This window comes from Pseudobutyrivibrio ruminis (assembly GCF_015057245.1).
In the GTDB taxonomy this organism is placed as follows: Bacteria; Bacillota; Clostridia; order Lachnospirales; family Lachnospiraceae; genus Pseudobutyrivibrio; species Pseudobutyrivibrio ruminis_E.
Genome location: NZ_SVET01000014.1, coordinates 47,956 through 66,802, shown reverse-complemented (window position 1 = coordinate 66,802; position 18,847 = coordinate 47,956). Strand labels below are relative to the sequence as shown.

Annotated in this window: 16 protein-coding genes; all 16 read left to right on the top strand. The window is 39.1% G+C overall.

Features of this window, described 5'->3' with window-relative positions; translation table 11 throughout:
• Positions 1-216 precede the first annotated feature (216 nt).
• The 16 genes from E7274_RS11290 (at position 217) to E7274_RS11215 (ending at position 18,805) form a co-directional block, all read left to right on the top strand.
• Positions 217-1,581 (top strand): MATE family efflux transporter, encoded by a 1,365-nt coding sequence (locus tag E7274_RS11290; RefSeq protein ID WP_304176010.1) that lies wholly within the window; start codon positions 217-219, stop codon positions 1,579-1,581.
• Positions 1,582-1,705: 124 nt separating this feature from the next.
• On the top strand, positions 1,706-2,485 hold the full coding sequence (locus E7274_RS11285; RefSeq protein ID WP_304176008.1) for an SDR family oxidoreductase: 780 nt from the start codon (positions 1,706-1,708) through the stop codon (positions 2,483-2,485).
• A gap of 98 nt (positions 2,486-2,583) precedes the next feature.
• Positions 2,584-3,621, top strand: coding sequence for an ABC transporter substrate-binding protein (locus tag E7274_RS11280; protein ID WP_044938655.1), 1,038 nt, complete (start codon positions 2,584-2,586; stop codon positions 3,619-3,621).
• A gap of 73 nt (positions 3,622-3,694) precedes the next feature.
• Positions 3,695-4,618: an ABC transporter permease gene (locus tag E7274_RS11275; RefSeq protein WP_044938652.1), complete on the top strand. Its 924-nt coding sequence runs from the start codon at positions 3,695-3,697 to the stop codon at positions 4,616-4,618.
• Entirely contained in the window at positions 4,618-5,415 is a 798-nt protein-coding gene (locus E7274_RS11270; protein ID WP_074791617.1) for an ABC transporter ATP-binding protein, read from the top strand. The genes E7274_RS11275 and E7274_RS11270 overlap by 1 nt, the downstream gene beginning before the upstream one ends.
• 133 nt (positions 5,416-5,548) lie before the next feature.
• Entirely contained in the window at positions 5,549-7,552 is a 2,004-nt protein-coding gene (gene ftsH, locus E7274_RS11265) for an ATP-dependent zinc metalloprotease FtsH (protein ID WP_304176005.1), read from the top strand.
• Between the two features lie 5 nt (positions 7,553-7,557).
• Positions 7,558-9,429 (top strand): excinuclease ABC subunit UvrC, encoded by a 1,872-nt coding sequence (gene uvrC / locus E7274_RS11260; RefSeq protein ID WP_044938648.1) that lies wholly within the window; start codon positions 7,558-7,560, stop codon positions 9,427-9,429.
• A gap of 31 nt (positions 9,430-9,460) precedes the next feature.
• Positions 9,461-10,390, top strand: a complete 930-nt coding sequence (hprK, locus tag E7274_RS11255) for an HPr(Ser) kinase/phosphatase (RefSeq protein ID WP_044938645.1) — start codon at positions 9,461-9,463, stop codon at positions 10,388-10,390.
• A gap of 14 nt (positions 10,391-10,404) precedes the next feature.
• Positions 10,405-11,802 (top strand): aminopeptidase, encoded by a 1,398-nt coding sequence (locus E7274_RS11250; protein WP_304176003.1) that lies wholly within the window; start codon positions 10,405-10,407, stop codon positions 11,800-11,802.
• Positions 11,795-12,721: a UDP-N-acetylmuramate dehydrogenase gene (murB, locus tag E7274_RS11245; protein WP_304176002.1), complete on the top strand. Its 927-nt coding sequence runs from the start codon at positions 11,795-11,797 to the stop codon at positions 12,719-12,721. The genes E7274_RS11250 and murB overlap by 8 nt, the downstream gene beginning before the upstream one ends.
• Positions 12,718-13,590: an RNase adapter RapZ gene (rapZ, locus tag E7274_RS11240; protein ID WP_033153122.1), complete on the top strand. Its 873-nt coding sequence runs from the start codon at positions 12,718-12,720 to the stop codon at positions 13,588-13,590. The genes murB and rapZ overlap by 4 nt, the downstream gene beginning before the upstream one ends.
• Complete coding sequence (whiA, locus tag E7274_RS11235; RefSeq protein ID WP_304176000.1) at positions 13,591-14,433, top strand: DNA-binding protein WhiA; 843 nt, start codon at positions 13,591-13,593, stop codon at positions 14,431-14,433. It abuts the gene before it with no gap.
• 43 nt (positions 14,434-14,476) lie between these two features.
• Entirely contained in the window at positions 14,477-14,725 is a 249-nt protein-coding gene (locus tag E7274_RS11230; RefSeq protein WP_044938633.1) for an HPr family phosphocarrier protein, read from the top strand.
• An 18-nt stretch (positions 14,726-14,743) separates the two neighbouring features.
• A complete protein-coding gene (locus E7274_RS11225; protein WP_044938630.1) occupies positions 14,744-15,637 on the top strand; it encodes a diacylglycerol/lipid kinase family protein in 894 nt (297 codons plus the stop codon).
• A 76-nt stretch (positions 15,638-15,713) separates the two neighbouring features.
• Positions 15,714-16,577: a class II fructose-1,6-bisphosphate aldolase gene (fba, locus tag E7274_RS11220; protein WP_033153129.1), complete on the top strand. Its 864-nt coding sequence runs from the start codon at positions 15,714-15,716 to the stop codon at positions 16,575-16,577.
• A 107-nt stretch (positions 16,578-16,684) separates the two neighbouring features.
• The gene (locus E7274_RS11215; RefSeq protein WP_044938628.1) at positions 16,685-18,805 is read left to right on the top strand and encodes a glutamine synthetase III family protein; all 2,121 of its coding nucleotides are present in this window, start codon (positions 16,685-16,687) and stop codon (positions 18,803-18,805) included.
• Positions 18,806-18,847: the final 42 nt, after the last annotated feature.

Genomic DNA, 18,847 nt, shown 5'->3' with positions numbered 1-18,847 from the left:
AGTCTTTAGACTCCAGTGCCGGTAACAAGCCCTTATAGGGCTAGAACAAACCACCGGCTAAGCCGGTGGTTTTGATTGAAATAATAGATTCCGTATGTATACTGCCTATGGTGAAAAATCTATAATATTATATAAAATGCTAAAATAGATACTATATTAAAAATAAAATGTGGTGTATTCTAAAAGCAAGAAAGAAATTAATGGGAGGTCTTAAATATGGCAGCCGATAGCACAAAGAAAATGACAGAAGGAAGCCCAATGAAGCTTATATTAGGGTTTTCCATTCCTATGCTTGCGGGACTTTTATTCCAACAAATGTACAACCTTGTTGATACTATTATAGTTGGTCAAACATTAGGAGATAATGCATTAGCTGCAGTAGGTTCAACTGGATCTATTAATTTTTTAATCAATGGTTTTTGTATAGGAGTCTGTTCGGGTTTTGCAATTCCTGTTGCCCAACGATTTGGAGCAGAATCCTATGATTCGATGCGTAAGTTTGTAGGAAACTCAATAATAATATCTGGCATATTTGCTCTTGCTATAACATTAGTAGTAAGTATCTTTTGTTATCAAATATTGGAGATTATGCAAACCCCAAATGATATTATCAAGCTAGCGTATTCCTATATTTCAATTATATTCTTCGGAATACCGGTTACATTTCTGTATAATCTTACCGCTGGTATAATGCGTTCACTAGGAGATAGCAAAACGCCAACCTACTTCTTAATTATGGCAGCAGGAATCAATATTGTATTAGATATTGTTTTTATTATAGTTTTGGGCATGAGCGTAGATGGACCAGCACTTGCAACTGTAATATCTCAGTTTATTGCAGGTATAAGCTGTTTGATATACATGAAAAAGAAATTCCCTATTCTTAAACTTGCAAAGTCAGATTTAAAACTTGGTCCACACCATACTGCTGTCTTAATATCAATGGGTCTTCCATTTGGCTTGCAATACTCTATAACAGCAATTGGCTCGGTTGTTCTACAGACCGCTGTTAATGGCTTAGGTACTGTCGCTGTAGCTTCTATGACAGCAGGCTCTAAAGTATCTATGTTTGTAGTATGTCCTTTTGATGCACTTGGAGGCACTATGGCCACATTTGCAGGTCAAAATGTTGGCGCAAAAGATATCCAAAGAGTTCGAAAAGGTGTATGGTCAGCGCAGATGTTAGGAACGATATATGCAATACTCATTTTTATAGTATTGTTCTTTAGTGGAAGTACAATCTTAAGGTTATTTACATCTACGGACATTGTTATTAAACAGGCTAGAATGTTCTTATTGGCAAATAGTATTACCTATACTTTGCTTGCAGGAGTTAATATATTTAGATTTGCAATCCAGGGAATGGGATTCTCCACATTTGCGGTATTTGCCGGCGTAATGGAGATGATAGCTCGTATATTAGTAGCATTTACTTTGGTACCTATGATAGGCTTTAGCGGAGCTATATGGGCCAGTCCTGTAGCATGGCTTTTTGCAGACCTGTTCTTAGTGCCAGGATTCTATTATTGTTGTAAAAAGTTAACTGATAAATATGAAGGAGATAAAGTAATCCACATTTAATGTTTGATAATTAACAAACAAATTGTCAGAAAAATACAAAATAAATACAAAATTATGAAAAAATACTTTTACATTTTCCCTGAGATTTTGATACAATGGCATAAAATTAAAGGAGGAAGTTTTTATGGAGAAAAAGTATTTTGATTTATCAGGTCAAGTAGCGCTTATTACAGGGTGCTCATCAGGTCTTGGCGTACAGATGGCTAAGGCGTTGGCAGCCCAGGGATGTAGTATAGTAGCAGTTGCCCGCCGCCAGAATCTTATCGAAGAGGTGGCAAAAGAGATTTCTGACACATATGGCGTAAAGGCCATTGGAGTTCCTTGCGACATTACAGATACTGAGAAAGTAAATGTTGCAGTAGATACAGTCCTTAAAGAGTTTGGCAGAATTGATATTTTAATTAATAATGCTGGTACAGGTTCAGGTGCTACACCGGCAGAGGATGTTGAAGATGCTCAATTTGAAGGAGAAGTAGCCATTGATTTAACAGGCAGCTTTAAGATGGCCAGAGCCATTGCTAAAAAGGCTATGATTCCAGCCGGATATGGCCGTATTATCAACATTGCTTCTATGTATGGATTAGTAGGTAATAATATTGCTCCTGCAGCTGCTTATCACGCTGCAAAGGGTGGTGTTGTAAATCTTACAAGAGCACTTGCGTCAGAGTGGGGAAATAAGGGTATTACGGTCAATGCTATTTGCCCAGGATACTTTGAGACACCACTTACAAAAGAAACATTGGATAGTGAGTTTTTCCAGCAATATGCAAAGACAATGATTCCTCTTAACAGATATGGTAAAGAGGGCGAGCTAGACACAGCAGCAATTTTCCTTGCATCTCCAGCAAGTACATATGTTAACGGTGTAATTCTTCCAGTTGACGGCGGATATACATGCATGTAATCAATATGGGCCTGTGGGGCCCATATTTTTGTTCTTGTTGACTTTAGTGATTAAAAGTGCTAAAGTACTTCAAAGAAGAATAATCAGGAGGGGAAAACATGAAGAAGAAAATACTTGCATCAGTTTTGGCGTCAGTAATGGTTCTTAGCATGGTTGGTTGCGGTACAGATGCAGCCGCTCAAAAGGAAGCAGAAACAGCCACAACAACCGAAACAACAGAAGAAACTACTACAGATGCTAATCAGACATACAATGTAGGAGTAATTCAGTTAGTGCAGCATCCAGCCCTTGATACAGCAACAGAGGGATTTTCAGATGCTTTAAAAGAGAAGCTTGGGGATCAGGTAGAAATCAACGTACAGAATGCTTCTGGTGATACAGCTACATGTGCTACAATTGCAAATTCATTTGTATCAGATAATGTTGATTTGATTATGGCTAATGCAACACCTGCAATGCAGGCTAGTTCAACAGCAACAAATTCTATTCCAATCGTAGCTACATCTATTACAGATTATGGTACAGCACTTGGAATTAAAGATTGGGAAGGTACAACAGGAATCAACGTAACAGGTACATCTGATTTGGCTCCACTTGATGGACAGGCAGAAATGTTAAATGAACTTTTCCCAGATGCAAAAGAAGTAGGAATCATCTACTGCTCTGGCGAGGATAATTCATTATATCAGGCAAATCAGATTACAACATATCTTGAGGACTATGGATACAATGTTACAGCATACACATTCTCTGACTCAGCAGACGTTGCAACAGTAGTTCAGACAGCATGCGGAGAAAGCGATGTATTATATGTTCCTACAGATAATGTAGCAGCAAGTTGCGCTGAAACAATCAACAATGTAGCACTTACAGCAGGCGTGCCAATCATCGCTGGTGAGGAAGGAATCTGTAAGGGATGCGGTATCGCAACACTTTCTATTTCATACTATGATATCGGATACGCAGCAGGTCTTATGGCTTACGAAATTCTTGTTAATGGACAGGACCCTGCTACATATGAGATTCAGTATGCAACAGAGTTTACAAAGGAATATAATCCAGTAATTGCAGAAGCGCTCGGAATTGAGCTTCCAGATGATTATGTTGCAATCGAGATGGAAGAAGAGGCTGAATAATAAGATTTAGCAACAAAATAAAATTATTTTGGGGCAAGGTCAGAAATTTTGACCTTGCTCTTTGGAGTTTAAAATGGGAATTGAAACATTAATTGCAGGAATGCCTGGTACAGTTGCACAAGGAATAATATACGGAATAATGGCACTAGGCATCTACATTACATTCAAATTATTAAATTTTGCAGATTTATCGGTAGATGGATCATTTGCAACAGGAGGAGCTGTTGCAGCGATGGTGATTATATCAGGCCATTCTTGGGTGTTGGCTTTAGTACTTGCATTAATCGCAGGAGCTTTAGCAGGATTGATTACAGGTGTATTACATACAGTTCTTGGAATTCCTGATATATTGGCAGGTATTCTTACTCAGCTCGCATTATATTCAATAAATTTGAGAATTGCTAAAAATCAGCCAAATACTCCTATCTCAGTAGATAAGTACAATTTGGCTGTTTCACTTAGATATAAAACAGATGCGTTAATCACTGTTCTTGTGATTGCTGTGATTATAATAGCAATCATGTATTGGTTTTTTGGAACAGAAATGGGTTCTGCACTTCGTGCTACAGGAACAAACCCAGCCATGGCAAAAGCTCAGGGAATTAATGTAAATGTTATGAAAGCGTTAGGACTTGTAGTATCAAATGCGTTAGTAGCTTTTGCAGGCGCACTATTTGCTCAGTTCAATGGTAATGCTGATGTAAATATGGGTAGAGGCGCGATTGTAATAGGATTGGCATCCATCATTATTGGAGATGTGTTATGTAATGCATTTTTCAAGAAAAAGAGTACATTCTGGCTTGCACTTGGTTTTGTAATTGTAGGTGGTATTCTTTATTACATTTTCATAGCATTTGTATTGTGGCTCAAGATGCCAGCAAATGACATGAAATTGTTCACAGCGATAATAGTAGCAATATTCCTTGCTGTGCCATATTTAAAGAATAAAATGAATAGCTCCTTCTTTAAGGCGGCAAAAAGAGGAGGTAAACGATAATGCTTAATGCTAATAAAATTAGAAAAACTTTTAATGCTGGGACAATAAATGAAAAAGTAGCATTATCAGGTGCATCTCTTTATTTAGAGGAGGGCGAATTCTGCACAGTAATTGGTGGAAATGGTGCAGGAAAATCCACATTTCTTAATGCGATTGCAGGTGTGTGGCCAGTAGATGCAGGTTCTATCTCAATAGATGGTGTTGATGTTACCGGCCTTCCAGAGCACAAGCGTGCCCGTTACTTGGGAAGAGTGTTCCAGGATCCTATGACAGGTACTGCAGCAAACATGCAGATTGATGAAAACATGGCTTTGGCAGCACGCAGAGGAAAAACAAGAGGTTTAGGCTGGGGCGTTACGAAAGCTGAAAGAGAAAGATATCACGAAATGCTAAAGCAGTTGGATTTGGGCTTGGAAGATAGACTTACAGCAAAGGTAGGATTGCTTTCAGGAGGACAACGTCAGGCACTTACGCTTCTTATGGCAACTATTCAGAAGCCAAAGGTTTTACTGCTAGATGAGCACACAGCAGCCCTTGACCCAAAGACTGCAGCAAAGGTTCTTGAAATAACTGATATGCTAATTAAAGAGAATAATCTTACAGCCATGATGGTTACCCATAATATGAGAGATGCCATCCATTATGGTAATCGACTTATCATGATGAATGAGGGCAGAGTTATTCTCAACATTTCGGGAGAAGAAAAAAAGAATCTTACAATTGAGGACCTTTTACATAAATTTGAAGAGGTATCTGGTACAGAGTTCACTAACGATACAGAAATATTATCAAAGTAAATTATACAAAACCGTCAGCAATGTTTGCAGACGGTTTTGTTTTTTATATCTATTAAAATTTTATTAAAATCATTACTTTTCCACTATTTTATGATAAATTAATATAAGAATTTTCTACAAAACGGAGGCAGTTGTGAACGAGAATAATAACAACCAAAACGGTGGAGATAAAAAGAATAATCGTCAGCCTTTCTACACTTTAGGAATACTAGTGCTGGTGGCACTTTTCTTTACAAGTATGATGTATAGAGGGGCTAGTTCAAATTCAAATCAGGAGATTACTTACACAGAGTTTTTACAACTTGTCGAAGATGATAAAGTTGCAGAAGTAAACTTCGATAACGATGTCATCAATATTACTCTTGTTGAGGGTGAAACATATGGTATGTCATCTGATGAGGCAAGTGCGCTTCAGCAGATTTATGAAAGCACAGGCCAGTCCACATCTGTAAAGCTTTATACAGCATATCTTCGTGATGATGATTTGCTTGATAAGTTGGATGAGCACGGTGTGGAATACGAAGGTACAATTGCTGACTCCACAGCGGCAATTATCTATAACGTACTTTCATTTGTTCTGCCAATCGTATTGTTATGGGTGCTTCTTGGTTTCTTTATGAAACGTATGGGTGGTGGCCCAATGGGCGTTGGTAAATCAAATGCCAAGCTCTACAATATGGAAAAAGCTACCGGAGTTACTTTTAAGGATGTAGCTGGACAGGATGAGGCAAAGGAATCAGTTCAGGAAATGGTAGATTTCCTGCATAACCCTCGTAAGTACACAGAAATTGGTGCTAAGCTACCAAAGGGGGCGCTTTTAGTAGGACCTCCAGGAACAGGTAAAACACTTCTTGCAAAAGCAGTTGCAGGTGAAGCTGGTGTTCCATTCTTCTCACTTGCAGGTTCTGATTTCGTAGAGATGTTTGTTGGCGTTGGTGCTTCGCGTGTACGTGACCTTTTCAAAGAGGCGCAGAAAGTAGCACCATGTATCGTTTTCATCGATGAGATTGATGCCATTGGTAAGAGCCGTGATGCACATTATGGCGGAGGCAACGACGAGCGTGAGCAGACATTAAATCAGCTTCTCTCAGAGATGGATGGTTTCGATTCAAATAAGGGATTACTTATTCTTGCAGCTACAAACAGACCAGAGGTACTTGATAAAGCATTACTTCGTCCGGGTCGTTTCGATAGACGAATCATCGTTGATAAGCCAGATCAGAAGGGACGTCTTGAAATCCTTAAGGTTCATTCCAAGGATGTAAAGATGGACGAGACAGTTGATTTGGATGCTATCGCACTTGCATCAGTAGGTCTTGTTGGATCTGATCTTGCAAATATCATTAACGAGGCAGCTATTTTAGCAGTCAAAGATAAGCGCAAGTTTGTAAATCAAAAAGATTTATTCGAAGCATTTGAACTTGTAGCAGTTGGCGGTAAGGAAAAGAAAGATAGAGCTATGAGTGAGAAGGAGCGCAAAATCGTTTCATATCACGAAGTTGGACATGCTCTTGTTTCTGCATTGCAAAAGGATGCTGAGCCAGTTCAAAAGATTACAATTGTTCCTAGAACAATGGGAGCATTGGGATACACACTTCAGACTCCAGAAGAAGAAAAGTTCCTTGAAACTAAAGATGAGTTAATTGCAAAGATTGTTACATATATGGGTGGTCGTGCAGCAGAAGATATTAAGTTTGGTTCGTACACTTCAGGCGCAGCTAATGATATCGAGCAGGCTACGAAGATTGCCAGAGCAATGGTTACTCGATTTGGTATGTCTGAAAAGTTTGGAATGATGGGACTTGCAACAGTAGAGAGCCAGTATCTTGATGGAAGAGCATCATTAATCTGTGGAGAAAACACAGCAGCAGAAATAGATAAAGAAGTTCTTCAGATGATTACAGATGCATATGCAAAGGCTAAGCAGCTTCTTGCAGACAACATGGAATGCCTTGATAAGATTTCAGACTATCTATTTGAGCATGAGACAATTACAGGTAAGGAATTCATGTCAATCTTTAGAGAAATAAAGGGAATTCCTGATCCAGAAGAAAAGAAAGAACCAGAAAGACATAGTCTTTTTGACGATGATAATGATCTACAGAATGTGGTAAAAGATAGTATTTTTGATGAGTAATTTATATGGTAACTGAAAAAGACCTTAGTAAACTCCCGGATCAACCGGGAGTTTATCTAATGCACGGGAAAAATGATGAAATTATATATGTAGGTAAAGCATTGTCTCTTCGTCATAGAGTGAGACAATACTTTCAACCAAGCCATGATGAGGGCCTCAAGAAAAAGCAGATGGTGGCAAATATTGATTATTTTGAGTTTATAGTCACTGACTCTGAATTAGAGGCTCTTATTTTAGAATGTAATTTAATAAAGGAATATCGTCCGAAATATAATACTATGCTTCGCGATGATAAGACTTACCCATATATTGAGGTTACTTTACAGGAAGCATATCCAAGGGTGCTGTTTTCTAGAAGGATGAAAAAGAATGGTAGTAAGTTTTTTGGCCCATTCACATCTGCAGGAGCTGTTCACGACACTATTGAGCTAGTTCAAAAACTATATAAGATACGAACCTGTTCCCAAAAGCTTCCAGAAAATTTTGGTAAGAACAGACCGTGCTTGAACTATCATATTGGTCAGTGCTTAGGCCCTTGCCAGGGAAATGTTCCAGTGGAAGAGTATCGTAAAAACGTAGAAAAAGTAATCGAGTTTTTAAATGGAGATTACGCCGATACAATAAAAGATCTTCAAAGAAAAATGCTTGCAGCATCAGAGGATATGGATTATGAGAAAGCTGCACTTTACAGAGATTTAATTGAGTCAGTTAAGGCCTGTGCAGGAAGACAGAAAGCTACCCAGCTTGATGGAGAGGATAGAGATATCATTGCTATGGCGAAGGGCAAAGAGGATGCAGTTGTTCAGGTGTTCTTTATTCGCGGTGGCAAAATGATTGGTAGAGAGCATTTCTTTATTAATGTTCGCGTGGATGATACAGATGAAGATTTGCTTGAATACTTCCTTAAGGATTACTACACAGGTACACCTTTTATCCCTAGAGAAATATTTGTTCAGTTTGAAATGACTGAATCGGAATTAATTGAAACATGGCTTACAAATAAAAAAGGTTCCAGAGTATACATAAGAACTCCTAAGCGTGGAGCCAAGGAAAAGCTTGTTGAACTTGCGGCTAAAAATGCTCAGATGGTTTTGGATCAGGATAGAGAAAAAATCAAAAAAGAAGAGGGCCGCACAATTGGAGCCATGAAGGAAATAGCGGATATATTAGGACTTCCAGGAGCAAGCAGAATGGAGGCATACGATATTTCAAATATTTCAGGATTCCAATCAGTTGGCTCAATGGTAGTATTTGAAAAAGGTAAGCCAAAGCGCTCGGATTATCGTAAATTCAAAATCAAAACCGTTGAAGGTCCAAATGATTACGCATCTATGCATGAGGTGCTGACTCGTCGTTTTTCTCATGGCCTAGAAGAACTTGAAGAAAATGGCGGTGTAATAGAAGACAGCTTTACCAAATTCCCTGATGTTATAATGATGGATGGTGGTAAAGGACAGGTGCACATTGCAGAGCAGGTTATGGCGGAGCTAGGCCTTCATATTCCTATAGCAGGTATGGTAAAGGATGATCACCATAGAACCAGAGGCCTATATTATAAGGATGAAGAAATACCTATAGATACACATTCTGAGGGCTTCCAGTTAATTACAAGACTTCAGGATGAAGCACATCGATTTGCAATAGAATATCATCGTAGCCTCAGAAGCAAAGGACAGGTTAGAAGTTTTCTTGATGATATTGAGGGCATTGGACCAAAGAGACGCAAGGCCCTTATGAAAAAATATATTTCTGCAGAAAAAATGGCAAATGCCACAGTGGAAGATTTGATGGATACAGAATCTATGAGTAAAGAAGCAGCAGAGAATGTATACAATTACTTTCACCCTATTAATTCCGCAGAAAATGAGCTAAAATAGTCTATGAATTTTCAGTAGATGGGAGGTTTTTATGGCAAATAATAAATTTGTATCAGTAGCAACAATTCAGGAAAGATTTAATCTTACCAATTTCACACCAGAGCTTAATCTTGAAGAGGCTCAGGTAACAGTTGCAGATGTCAATAGACCAGCGCTTCAGCTACACGGATTTTATGAGCATTTTGATTCAAGCCGTATTCAGGTTATTGGAAATGTAGAAGCAGCGTACTTAAATAAAAAGACAGATGAAGAAAAAGCAGAAAGCTTTGCACAGTTATTAACATATGATATTCCATGTGTAATTTTCTGTAGAGGTGAAAAGCCAGGAGAAATATTACTCAAGGAAGCTGTTAAGGCAAATGTTCCTGTATTAGGAACTGATCGTGCTACATCAGAGTTTATGTCAGCTTTGATATATTCTTTAAATAAAGACTTTGCACCATACACAACTATTCACGGAGTATTAGTTGATGTTTATGGTGAAGGTTTGCTTATTACTGGTGAATCTGGAATAGGTAAATCAGAGGCAGCATTGGAGCTTATCCGTCGTGGTCACAGACTTGTATCAGACGATGTTGTAGAGATTCGTCGTCCAAACAACGAAAGGTTATACGGACGCGCACCATCAATCACACAGTACCTTATTGAGCTTAGAGGTATTGGAATTATCGATGTTAAATCACTTTATGGTGTTGAGGCTGTAAAGGATGAGCAGCGTATTGATTTAGTTATTAAGCTTGAGGATTGGTCAAAGGAAAAAGAATATGACCGTCTTGGTATGACAGATGAATATATGAATATTCTAGGAATTGATGTAACATGTCACTCACTTCCAATCAGACCAGGTAGAAATCTCGCTATTATTTGTGAGGCTGCCGCAGTTAACCATCGTCAGAAGAAGATGGGCTATAATGCTGCTGAAGAGCTTTACAGGCGAGTTCAGAATAATATTAATGGATAGGAGATGCAAATCTTATGGAACGTAAGAATGCTTGGAGTAAATATACTTCAGAAAACGATAAGAAAAAGGTTATGGCCTTTGGAGAAGACTATAGAAAGTTCTTGTCAACATGCAAAACAGAAAGAGAATGTGTTTCATTCTTTGTAGAAAAGGCTGAAAAAGCAGGATTTAAGAATCTTGATGAAGCTATTGCAAGTGGTAAGAAGCTTAAAGCAGGAGAAAAGGTTTACGCTGTAAATAAGGGTAAGGAGCTTGCTTTATTTATCGTAGGTACAGAGGATTTAGAGTCTGGCATGAACATTCTTGGTGCTCATATCGATAGCCCAAGAATGGATTTAAAGCAGAATCCATTATACGAGGATTCAGATATCGCATTACTTGACACTCACTATTATGGCGGTATCAAGAAATACCAGTGGGTAACTATTCCACTTGCACTTCACGGTGTACTTGTAAAGAAGAGCGGTGAAGTAATGCCTGTTAACGTAGGCGAGGATGAGAATGACCCAGTATTTGGTATTTCAGATTTACTTATTCACCTTGCGGCAGACCAGATGGATAAGAAGGGTGCAAAGGTAGTAGAAGGTGAAGACCTCAATGTTATCGTAGGAAGCATCCCAGGCTTTGACAAAAAGGGCGAGAAGGAAAAGGAATCTGTAAAGAAGAATATTCTTAAGCTTCTCAAAGACAAGTACGATATTGAGGAAGAAGATTTCATTTCAGCAGAAATCGAAGTTGTTCCAGCTGGTCCAGCTAGAGACTTTGGTTTTGATCGTTCAATGATCTTAGGATACGGTCACGATGATAGAGTATGTGCTTACTCATCATTTATGGCACTTATTGATTGCAAGGAAAAATTAAAGAAGACAGCATGCTGCCTCCTTGTAGATAAAGAAGAAATTGGTTCTGTAGGCGCAACAGGTATGGAATCTAGATTCTTCGAGAATATTTTCGCAGAGCTTTACAATCTTACAGGTGATTATTCAGAGCTTAAGCTTCGCAGAGCACTTACAAACTGCAAGGTACTTTCATCAGATGTATCTGCAGCATTTGATCCAAACTATGCATCGGCATTTGAAAAGAATAATGCAGCATATCTCGGACGTGGTCTTGTATTTAACAAGTATACAGGCGCTAGAGGTAAGAGTGGTTCAAACGATGCATCCGCTGAGTATGTTGCAGAGGTTCGTGACATCATGGACAAGGACAATGTATTCTGGCAGACAGCTGAGCTTGGTAAGGTAGACCAGGGTGGCGGTGGAACAATCGCCTACATCATGGGCAATTACAACATGCAGGTAATTGACTCAGGTGTTGCTGTTCTTTCTATGCACGCTCCATGTGAGATTATTTCAAAGGTTGATTTATACGAAGCATTATTAGGATACGAGGCGTTTATTAAATATGCTTAATGAGAAATACCAGAAATTAGCAGAAGAATTAAAAGCACAATTTCCAAAATCTTTAATCCTTTTAGAGGAAGCAATGAAAAGTCATACGACTTTTAGAATAGGAGGTCCGGCCGATATTTATATCGAGCCGGATTATGCCTCTATTATTCCTTTAATTCAATTTCTTAAAGAGCAGGAGATTCCATTTATTGTTATAGGAAATGGAAGCAATTTGCTAGTGTCTGATGAGGGAATCGAAGGTGTTGTTATTTCCCTTGGTAAACAATCAAATGACATAACAATCAATGGTGATACAGTGGTTGTAGAAGCAGGTGCTTTGCTTTCAACTGTAGCTAACAAAGCTGCAAAAGCAGGGCTTACTGGAATGGAATTCGCATCAGGAATACCAGGTTCAATAGGTGGTGCAGTATTTATGAATGCAGGAGCCTATGGCGGGGAAATGAAGGACATAATCGAATCAGTCCTTATTCTTACTCCATCAATGGAGCAGAAAACTGTTACACCAGAGGAATTATCAATGTCGTATCGTCATTCATCTTTAATGGAAGATGGCGGATATGTTCTTTCTGCTGTGCTTAAGCTTAGTCAAGGAAATCTAGAAGAAATACAGGCTAGAATTGATGAAATCAGACAGCAGCGTACTGAAAAGCAACCACTTAATTTCCCAAGTGCAGGTTCTACTTTTAAGCGACCAGAGGGATATTTTGCTGGAAAGCTTATTGATGACACAGGATTGCGTGGATATACTGTAGGTGGTGCCCAGGTTTCAGAAAAACACTGTGGCTTTGTAGTAAATAAGGGCGATGCAACAGCAGCTGATGTTTTACAATTAATGTCAGATGTTAATGATAAAGTATTTAATAAATTTGGAGTTCATTTAGTTCCAGAGGTTCGAATTATAGGGAGGAACGTAAATTGAAGCTATTAATTCTAACAGGAATGTCAGGTGCAGGTAAAAACACAGCATTTAAAATGCTGGAGGATATGGGCTACTATTGCATGGACAATCTTCCAATCCAATTGTTAAAGAGCGTTGTTGAATTGGCTGAGAATGGCGCCTTTGATCAAAAGATTGTTGTTGGAATAGATGTACGTAATGGTAGAGCTATGAAGCTTTTGCCGGATATTTTGCAGGAATTAGACAACGACAACAAACATTTTTCTATTCTGTTCTTGGATGCAGAGGATGATGTGTTAATTAAACGATACAAAGAGACCAGACGTAATCATCCACTTTCTGGTAGAGAAAGAATTGCAGCAGGCATTCAGCAGGAAAGAGAATCTATCGGATTTTTGCGTGATGAGGCAGACTATGTTATCGACACAACCCATCTTTTAACAAGAGAGTTAAAGGAAGAGCTTGAAAAGATATTTGTTGATGATGCAGATTACAAGAGCCTTTTCGTGACTATCATTTCATTTGGCTTTAAGTACGGAATCCCAGAAGATGCGGATTTGGTTTTTGATGTACGATTCTTACCAAATCCATACTATGATACAGATCTTAGGCCGTTCACAGGAAACGACCAGCCAATCAAGGATTTCGTTTTAAAATATGAGGAGTCTCAGATTTTCTTGGAGAAAACAACTGACTTAATCAAGTTCCTGATTCCTAACTATATAAAAGAAGGAAAGAATCAGCTGGTTATTGCAGTTGGCTGTACAGGCGGTAAACACAGAAGTGTATGCCTGGCAGATGAGATTTTTGAGGCACTAAATCATGATGAGTCTTATGGACTTAAAATTGAGCATCGTGATATAGGCAAGGATGCTTTGAGAGGAAAATAATTGTCATTTTCAAAAGATGTAAAAGAGGAACTCTTTTCTGTTATTCCTAAAAGTAGGCATTGTATGGTGGCAGAGATGTCTGGCATTTTTCTTATGGAAGGAATAAATGCATTTCAGAACTATTCAGATGAACCATTAAACAGAAAAGTCTTTACTTTATTAAATAAAACACTTAATATAGGAAAAGATGTCACAGCACTGTCTACTGATGTCTTATTGGAGACTAAAAAAATGCTTAAGCTATCTGATGATAGCAAAATAGCAAACGATTTAGTTATCCAACAGCCATGCTGTAAGCGTTCATTTATACGAGGAGCGTTTTTGGCGGCAGGCTCCATTTCAGATCCCAATAAGGGATATCATTTTGAGATTGTATGCAACACAGAAGCTATGGCTTCGCAGCTAACAAAGGTTATGAACACATTCGATGTGGAAGCAAAATATGTTAGCAGAAATGGTAAATATGTTGTATACCTTAAAGAAGGCGCACAAATCGTTGAAATATTACGTGTTATGGAAGCCGCTCACTCAGTAATGGAGTTGGAAAACATCAGGGTAGTTAAAGAGGTGCGAGGCACAATCAATCGAAAAGTCAATTGCGAGACAGCAAACATCGGCAAAACAGTTAATGCAGCTGTTCGACAAATCGAAGCAATTCATCTTTTGGATGAAAAGCTGGGGCTTGATACATTGCCACCACAGCTACAGGAAATTGCTCAGGTAAGACTTGATAACCCAGACACACCGCTAGGAGCCTTGGGACAGTACTTAGATTCACCTATAGGCAAGTCAGGAGTTAATCATCGATTGAAAAAGCTGGTTCAAATGGCAGAACAGTTATAAAAAGGCCAGCGTTAGGTTTTATTTAGTTTTTCAGGAGGACGTCATGCAAAAAGAAGTTACTATTCAGATGACAAATTCAATGGAAGCTACACCAATAGCACACCTTGTGCAGTTAGCTAACCAGTTTGGAAGTTCAATCTATTTCGAGATGGATGAAAAGAAGGTTAATGCTAAAAGTATTATGGGTATGATGAGTTTGGTATTGGCTTCAGGATCAAAGGTAGTTATTGATGCTACAGGAGATGATGAAGAAAAGGCTGTCACAGAACTTGCTGATTTCCTTACAAAATAAATTATTATCGAGGGATATATGTCAAAAAGATTATTATTTATTATCAATCCACGCTCTGGTAAAGGGCAGATAAAAGAACATCTGGCTGACATTCTGGATATAATGATTAAGGCTGGCTATCAGGTTAGTGTACATATTACACAGTCTGGTGGCGATGCAACAAGACAGACAATTGAACAGTCCAAGGATTTCGATAGAATCGTTTGCTCTGGTGGAGATGGAACACTTGATGAAGTGGTTACTGGTATGATGCAGTTGGCTCCATCAGAAAGAAAGCCTATTGGATATATTCCAGCTGGCTCTACAAATGATTTTGGAAATTCACTTGGTATAGATAAGAACATGTTAAATGCAGCGCAGATTAGTGTTTCTGATAAACTATTTCCATGTGATATAGGTAGATTCAATTCAGATTCATTTGTATATGTGGCTGCATTTGGTATTTTTACAGAAGTTTCTTATGCCACATCACAAGATTTAAAGAATCTTCTAGGACATGCTGCATACATAATCGAAGGAGCTAAACAGCTTCGCGATATACCATCATTCCGCATGCAGGTGGAGTATGATGGCAATGTTATTTATGATGAGTTTATTTATGGCATGATTACTAATTCAAAGTCTGTCGGTGGTTTTCAGGGTATCATAAGAGGAAATATTGGTTTGAACGATGGTGTGTTTGAGGCAACATTAATCAAAATGCCACGTAACCCAATGGAGCTCAATGAAATCCTAGGCTTTATGACTGGTATTATTCCAGATTCAGAGATGGTATACAGTTTCCAAACCAGCGAAATAAAGTTTACATGTAGTGAAGATGTCCCATGGACATTGGACGGAGAATTCGGTGGCAATCATAAGGTTGTTAACGTCGTAGACGAGAACAGTGCCCTTGAAATAGCTATTGAATAGAATTTTACGTTATGTTAAAATTTGCGGTAGATGGGGTTCTTTAGAACCCAAAAACGATTATATGGAGGATATAATTATGTTAGTTTCTGCAAAAGAAATGCTTGATAAAGCAAAAGCAGGCCACTATGCAGTTGGTCAGTTCAACATTAATAACCTTGAGTGGACAAAAGCCATTCTTCTTACAGCTCAGGAGCTTAACTCACCTGTAATTCTTGGTGTATCTGAGGGTGCTGGTAAGTACATGACAGGCTTCGGTACAGTAGCTGCTATGGTTAAGGCTATGGACGAGGAGCTCGGAATTACAGTTCCTGTAGCACTTCACCTTGATCACGGTACATACGAAGGATGCTACAAGTGCATCAAAGCTGGTTTCACATCAATCATGTTTGATGGTTCACACTATCCATTCGAGGAGAACCTTGCAAAGTCTACAGAGCTTGTTAATGTTGCTCACGGACTTGGCCTTTCTATCGAGTGCGAAGTTGGTTCAATCGGTGGTGAAGAAGATGGTGTTGTAGGTATGGGCGAGTGTGCTGATCCTAACGAGTGCAAGACAATCGCTGACCTTGGTGTAGATATGCTTGCAGCAGGTATCGGTAACATCCACGGTAAGTACCCAGAGAACTGGCAGGGACTTTCTTTCGAGACACTTGATGCTATTCAGCAGAAGACAGGTGCAATGCCACTCGTACTTCACGGTGGTACAGGTATCCCAGCTGATATGATCAAGAAGGCTATCGAGCTTGGTGTTTCAAAGATCAACGTTAACACAGAGTGCCAGCTTTCATTTGCTGACGCTACACGTAAATATATTGAGGCTGGTAAGGACCTTGAGGGTAAGGGCTTCGATCCACGTAAGCTTTTAGCTCCTGGTACAGATGCTATCAAGGCAACAGTTAAAGAAAAGATGGAACTTTTCGGTTCAGTTGGAAAGGCTTAATCGGTTTGCCCGATTTAGCTTTCTTATGAGCTTTATGGAAGACAATCGGTGGGGATCCTTGCTGATTGTCTTTCTTTATATATGTTATGGGAAAGGATACTTTATAAATGGAAGAATATTTTAATGTGGCAGACATCTTTGGAGAAAATGTATTTAACGATACAGTTATGCAGGAACGACTTCCAAAGAAGACTTATCAGAAGCTTAAGCAGACTATTCTTGCGGGAGAAGAGCTTGATTTAGAGACTGCTGATGTTATTGCACACGAAATGAAGGAGTGGGCTATTGAGAAGGGGGCAACCCACTACACACATTGGTTCCAGCCACTTACAGGTATTACAGCAGAAAAACATGATTCATTTATTTCTGCTCCACTGCCAAGTGGTAAGGTGCTTATGAGCTTTTCTGGTAAAGAGCTTATAAAAGGTGAGCCAGATGCATCATCGTTCCCTTCAGGAGGACTTAGAGCCACATTTGAGGCAAGAGGATATACTGCTTGGGATCCAACATCTCCAGCATTTGTTAGACAGGATGCAGCAGGTGCAACACTTTGCATTCCTACAGCTTTCTGTTCATACACAGGAGAAGCTTTGGATCAAAAAACACCTCTGCTTCGTTCTATGGAAGTTTTATCAGAGCAGGCAATCAGACTTCTTAGATTATTTGGTAACACAAATTCTAAGCGTGTAATTCCTTCAGTTGGTGCTGAACAGGAATACTTCCTTATTGACCGTGAAATGTATCTTGCCCGTAAGGATTTAATGTATACAGGTCGTACACTCTTTGGTGCAATGCCACCTAAGGGACAGGAAATGGACGACCATTATTTTGGCTCAATTCCAGAGAGAATTGAAGCTTATATGCGTGATGTTAATATTGAGCTTTGGAAGCTTGGCGTTTCATCTAAAACACAGCATAATGAGGTTGCTCCAGCTCAGCACGAGCTTGCACCAATCTATGCACAGTGCAACGTTGCTGTTGATCACAACCAGATTATCATGGAGACTCTTAGAAAGGTTGCAAACCGCCATGGTTTACAGTGCCTCCTCCATGAAAAACCATTCGCAGGCGTAAATGGTTCAGGTAAGCATGATAACTGGTCACTTGTTACCGATGATGGAATCAATCTTTTTGAGCCAGGTAAATCACCACATGAGAACATCCAGTTCTTGCTTGTGCTTTGTCTTGTTCTTAAGGCTGTTGATTTACATGCAGATCTTCTTCGTGAATCTGCATCAGACGTTGGTAATGATCATAGATTAGGTGGAAATGAAGCACCTCCAGTAATCATCTCTGTATACCTTGGAGAGCAGTTAGAGGACGTTTTAAGACAGCTTATCTCTACTGGTACTGCTACTAAGTCAAAGAAGGGTGAAAAGCTTGCTACAGGCGTTAAAACACTTCCAGACTTTAGAAAAGATGCAACAGATAGAAACCGTACATCACCATTTGCATTTACTGGAAATAAGTTCGAATTCAGAATGGTTGGTTCACAGGATTCAGTTGGAGAGCCAAACGTAGTTCTCAATACAATCATGGCAGAAGCACTTTGCGAGGCTTGTGATGAGCTTGAGAAAGCAAAGGATTTTGATAGTGCAGTTCATGACATGATCAAGAAGCTTGCTACAGAGCATCAGCGCATCGTATTCAACGGAAACGGATACGGAGAGGAGTGGATTGAGGAAGCAAAGAAGAGAGGCTTGCCAAGCATCAATTCTTTGGTAGAAGCAATTCCTGCTCTTACAACAGATGCAACAGTTTCAATGTTTGAAAAGTTTGGTGTATTCTCAAAGGTAGAGCTTGAATCACGTGCAGAAATCGAATATGAGCAGTATATCAAGTCAATCAATATTGAAGCTAAGACCATGATAGATATGGCTTCTAAGCAGATTATTCCAGCTGTAATAGGCTATGCTACAGAGCTTGGACTTTCTATCGGTACAATTCAGGATGCTTGTCCTGAGGCTGATGTAAGCACACAGAAGGAGCTTCTCATTAAGGTATCTAACCATCTACGTGAAGCAAAAGAAGCCCTTGTAAAGCTTAAAGAGACAAACAATAAGGCATATACTATGAAGGCTTCTAGCTGCGAAAAAGCCAACTTCTACCACGATGAAGTTATAAAGGCTATGGAAGAGCTTCGTGCTCCTGTAGACGCCTTAGAAATGATTGTAGACAAGGAATGCTGGCCAATGCCAAGCTACGGAGACATGATTTTCGAAGTATAAAATAATTATAATAAAAAAAGGCTCCGCTCGTAATTGAGCGGG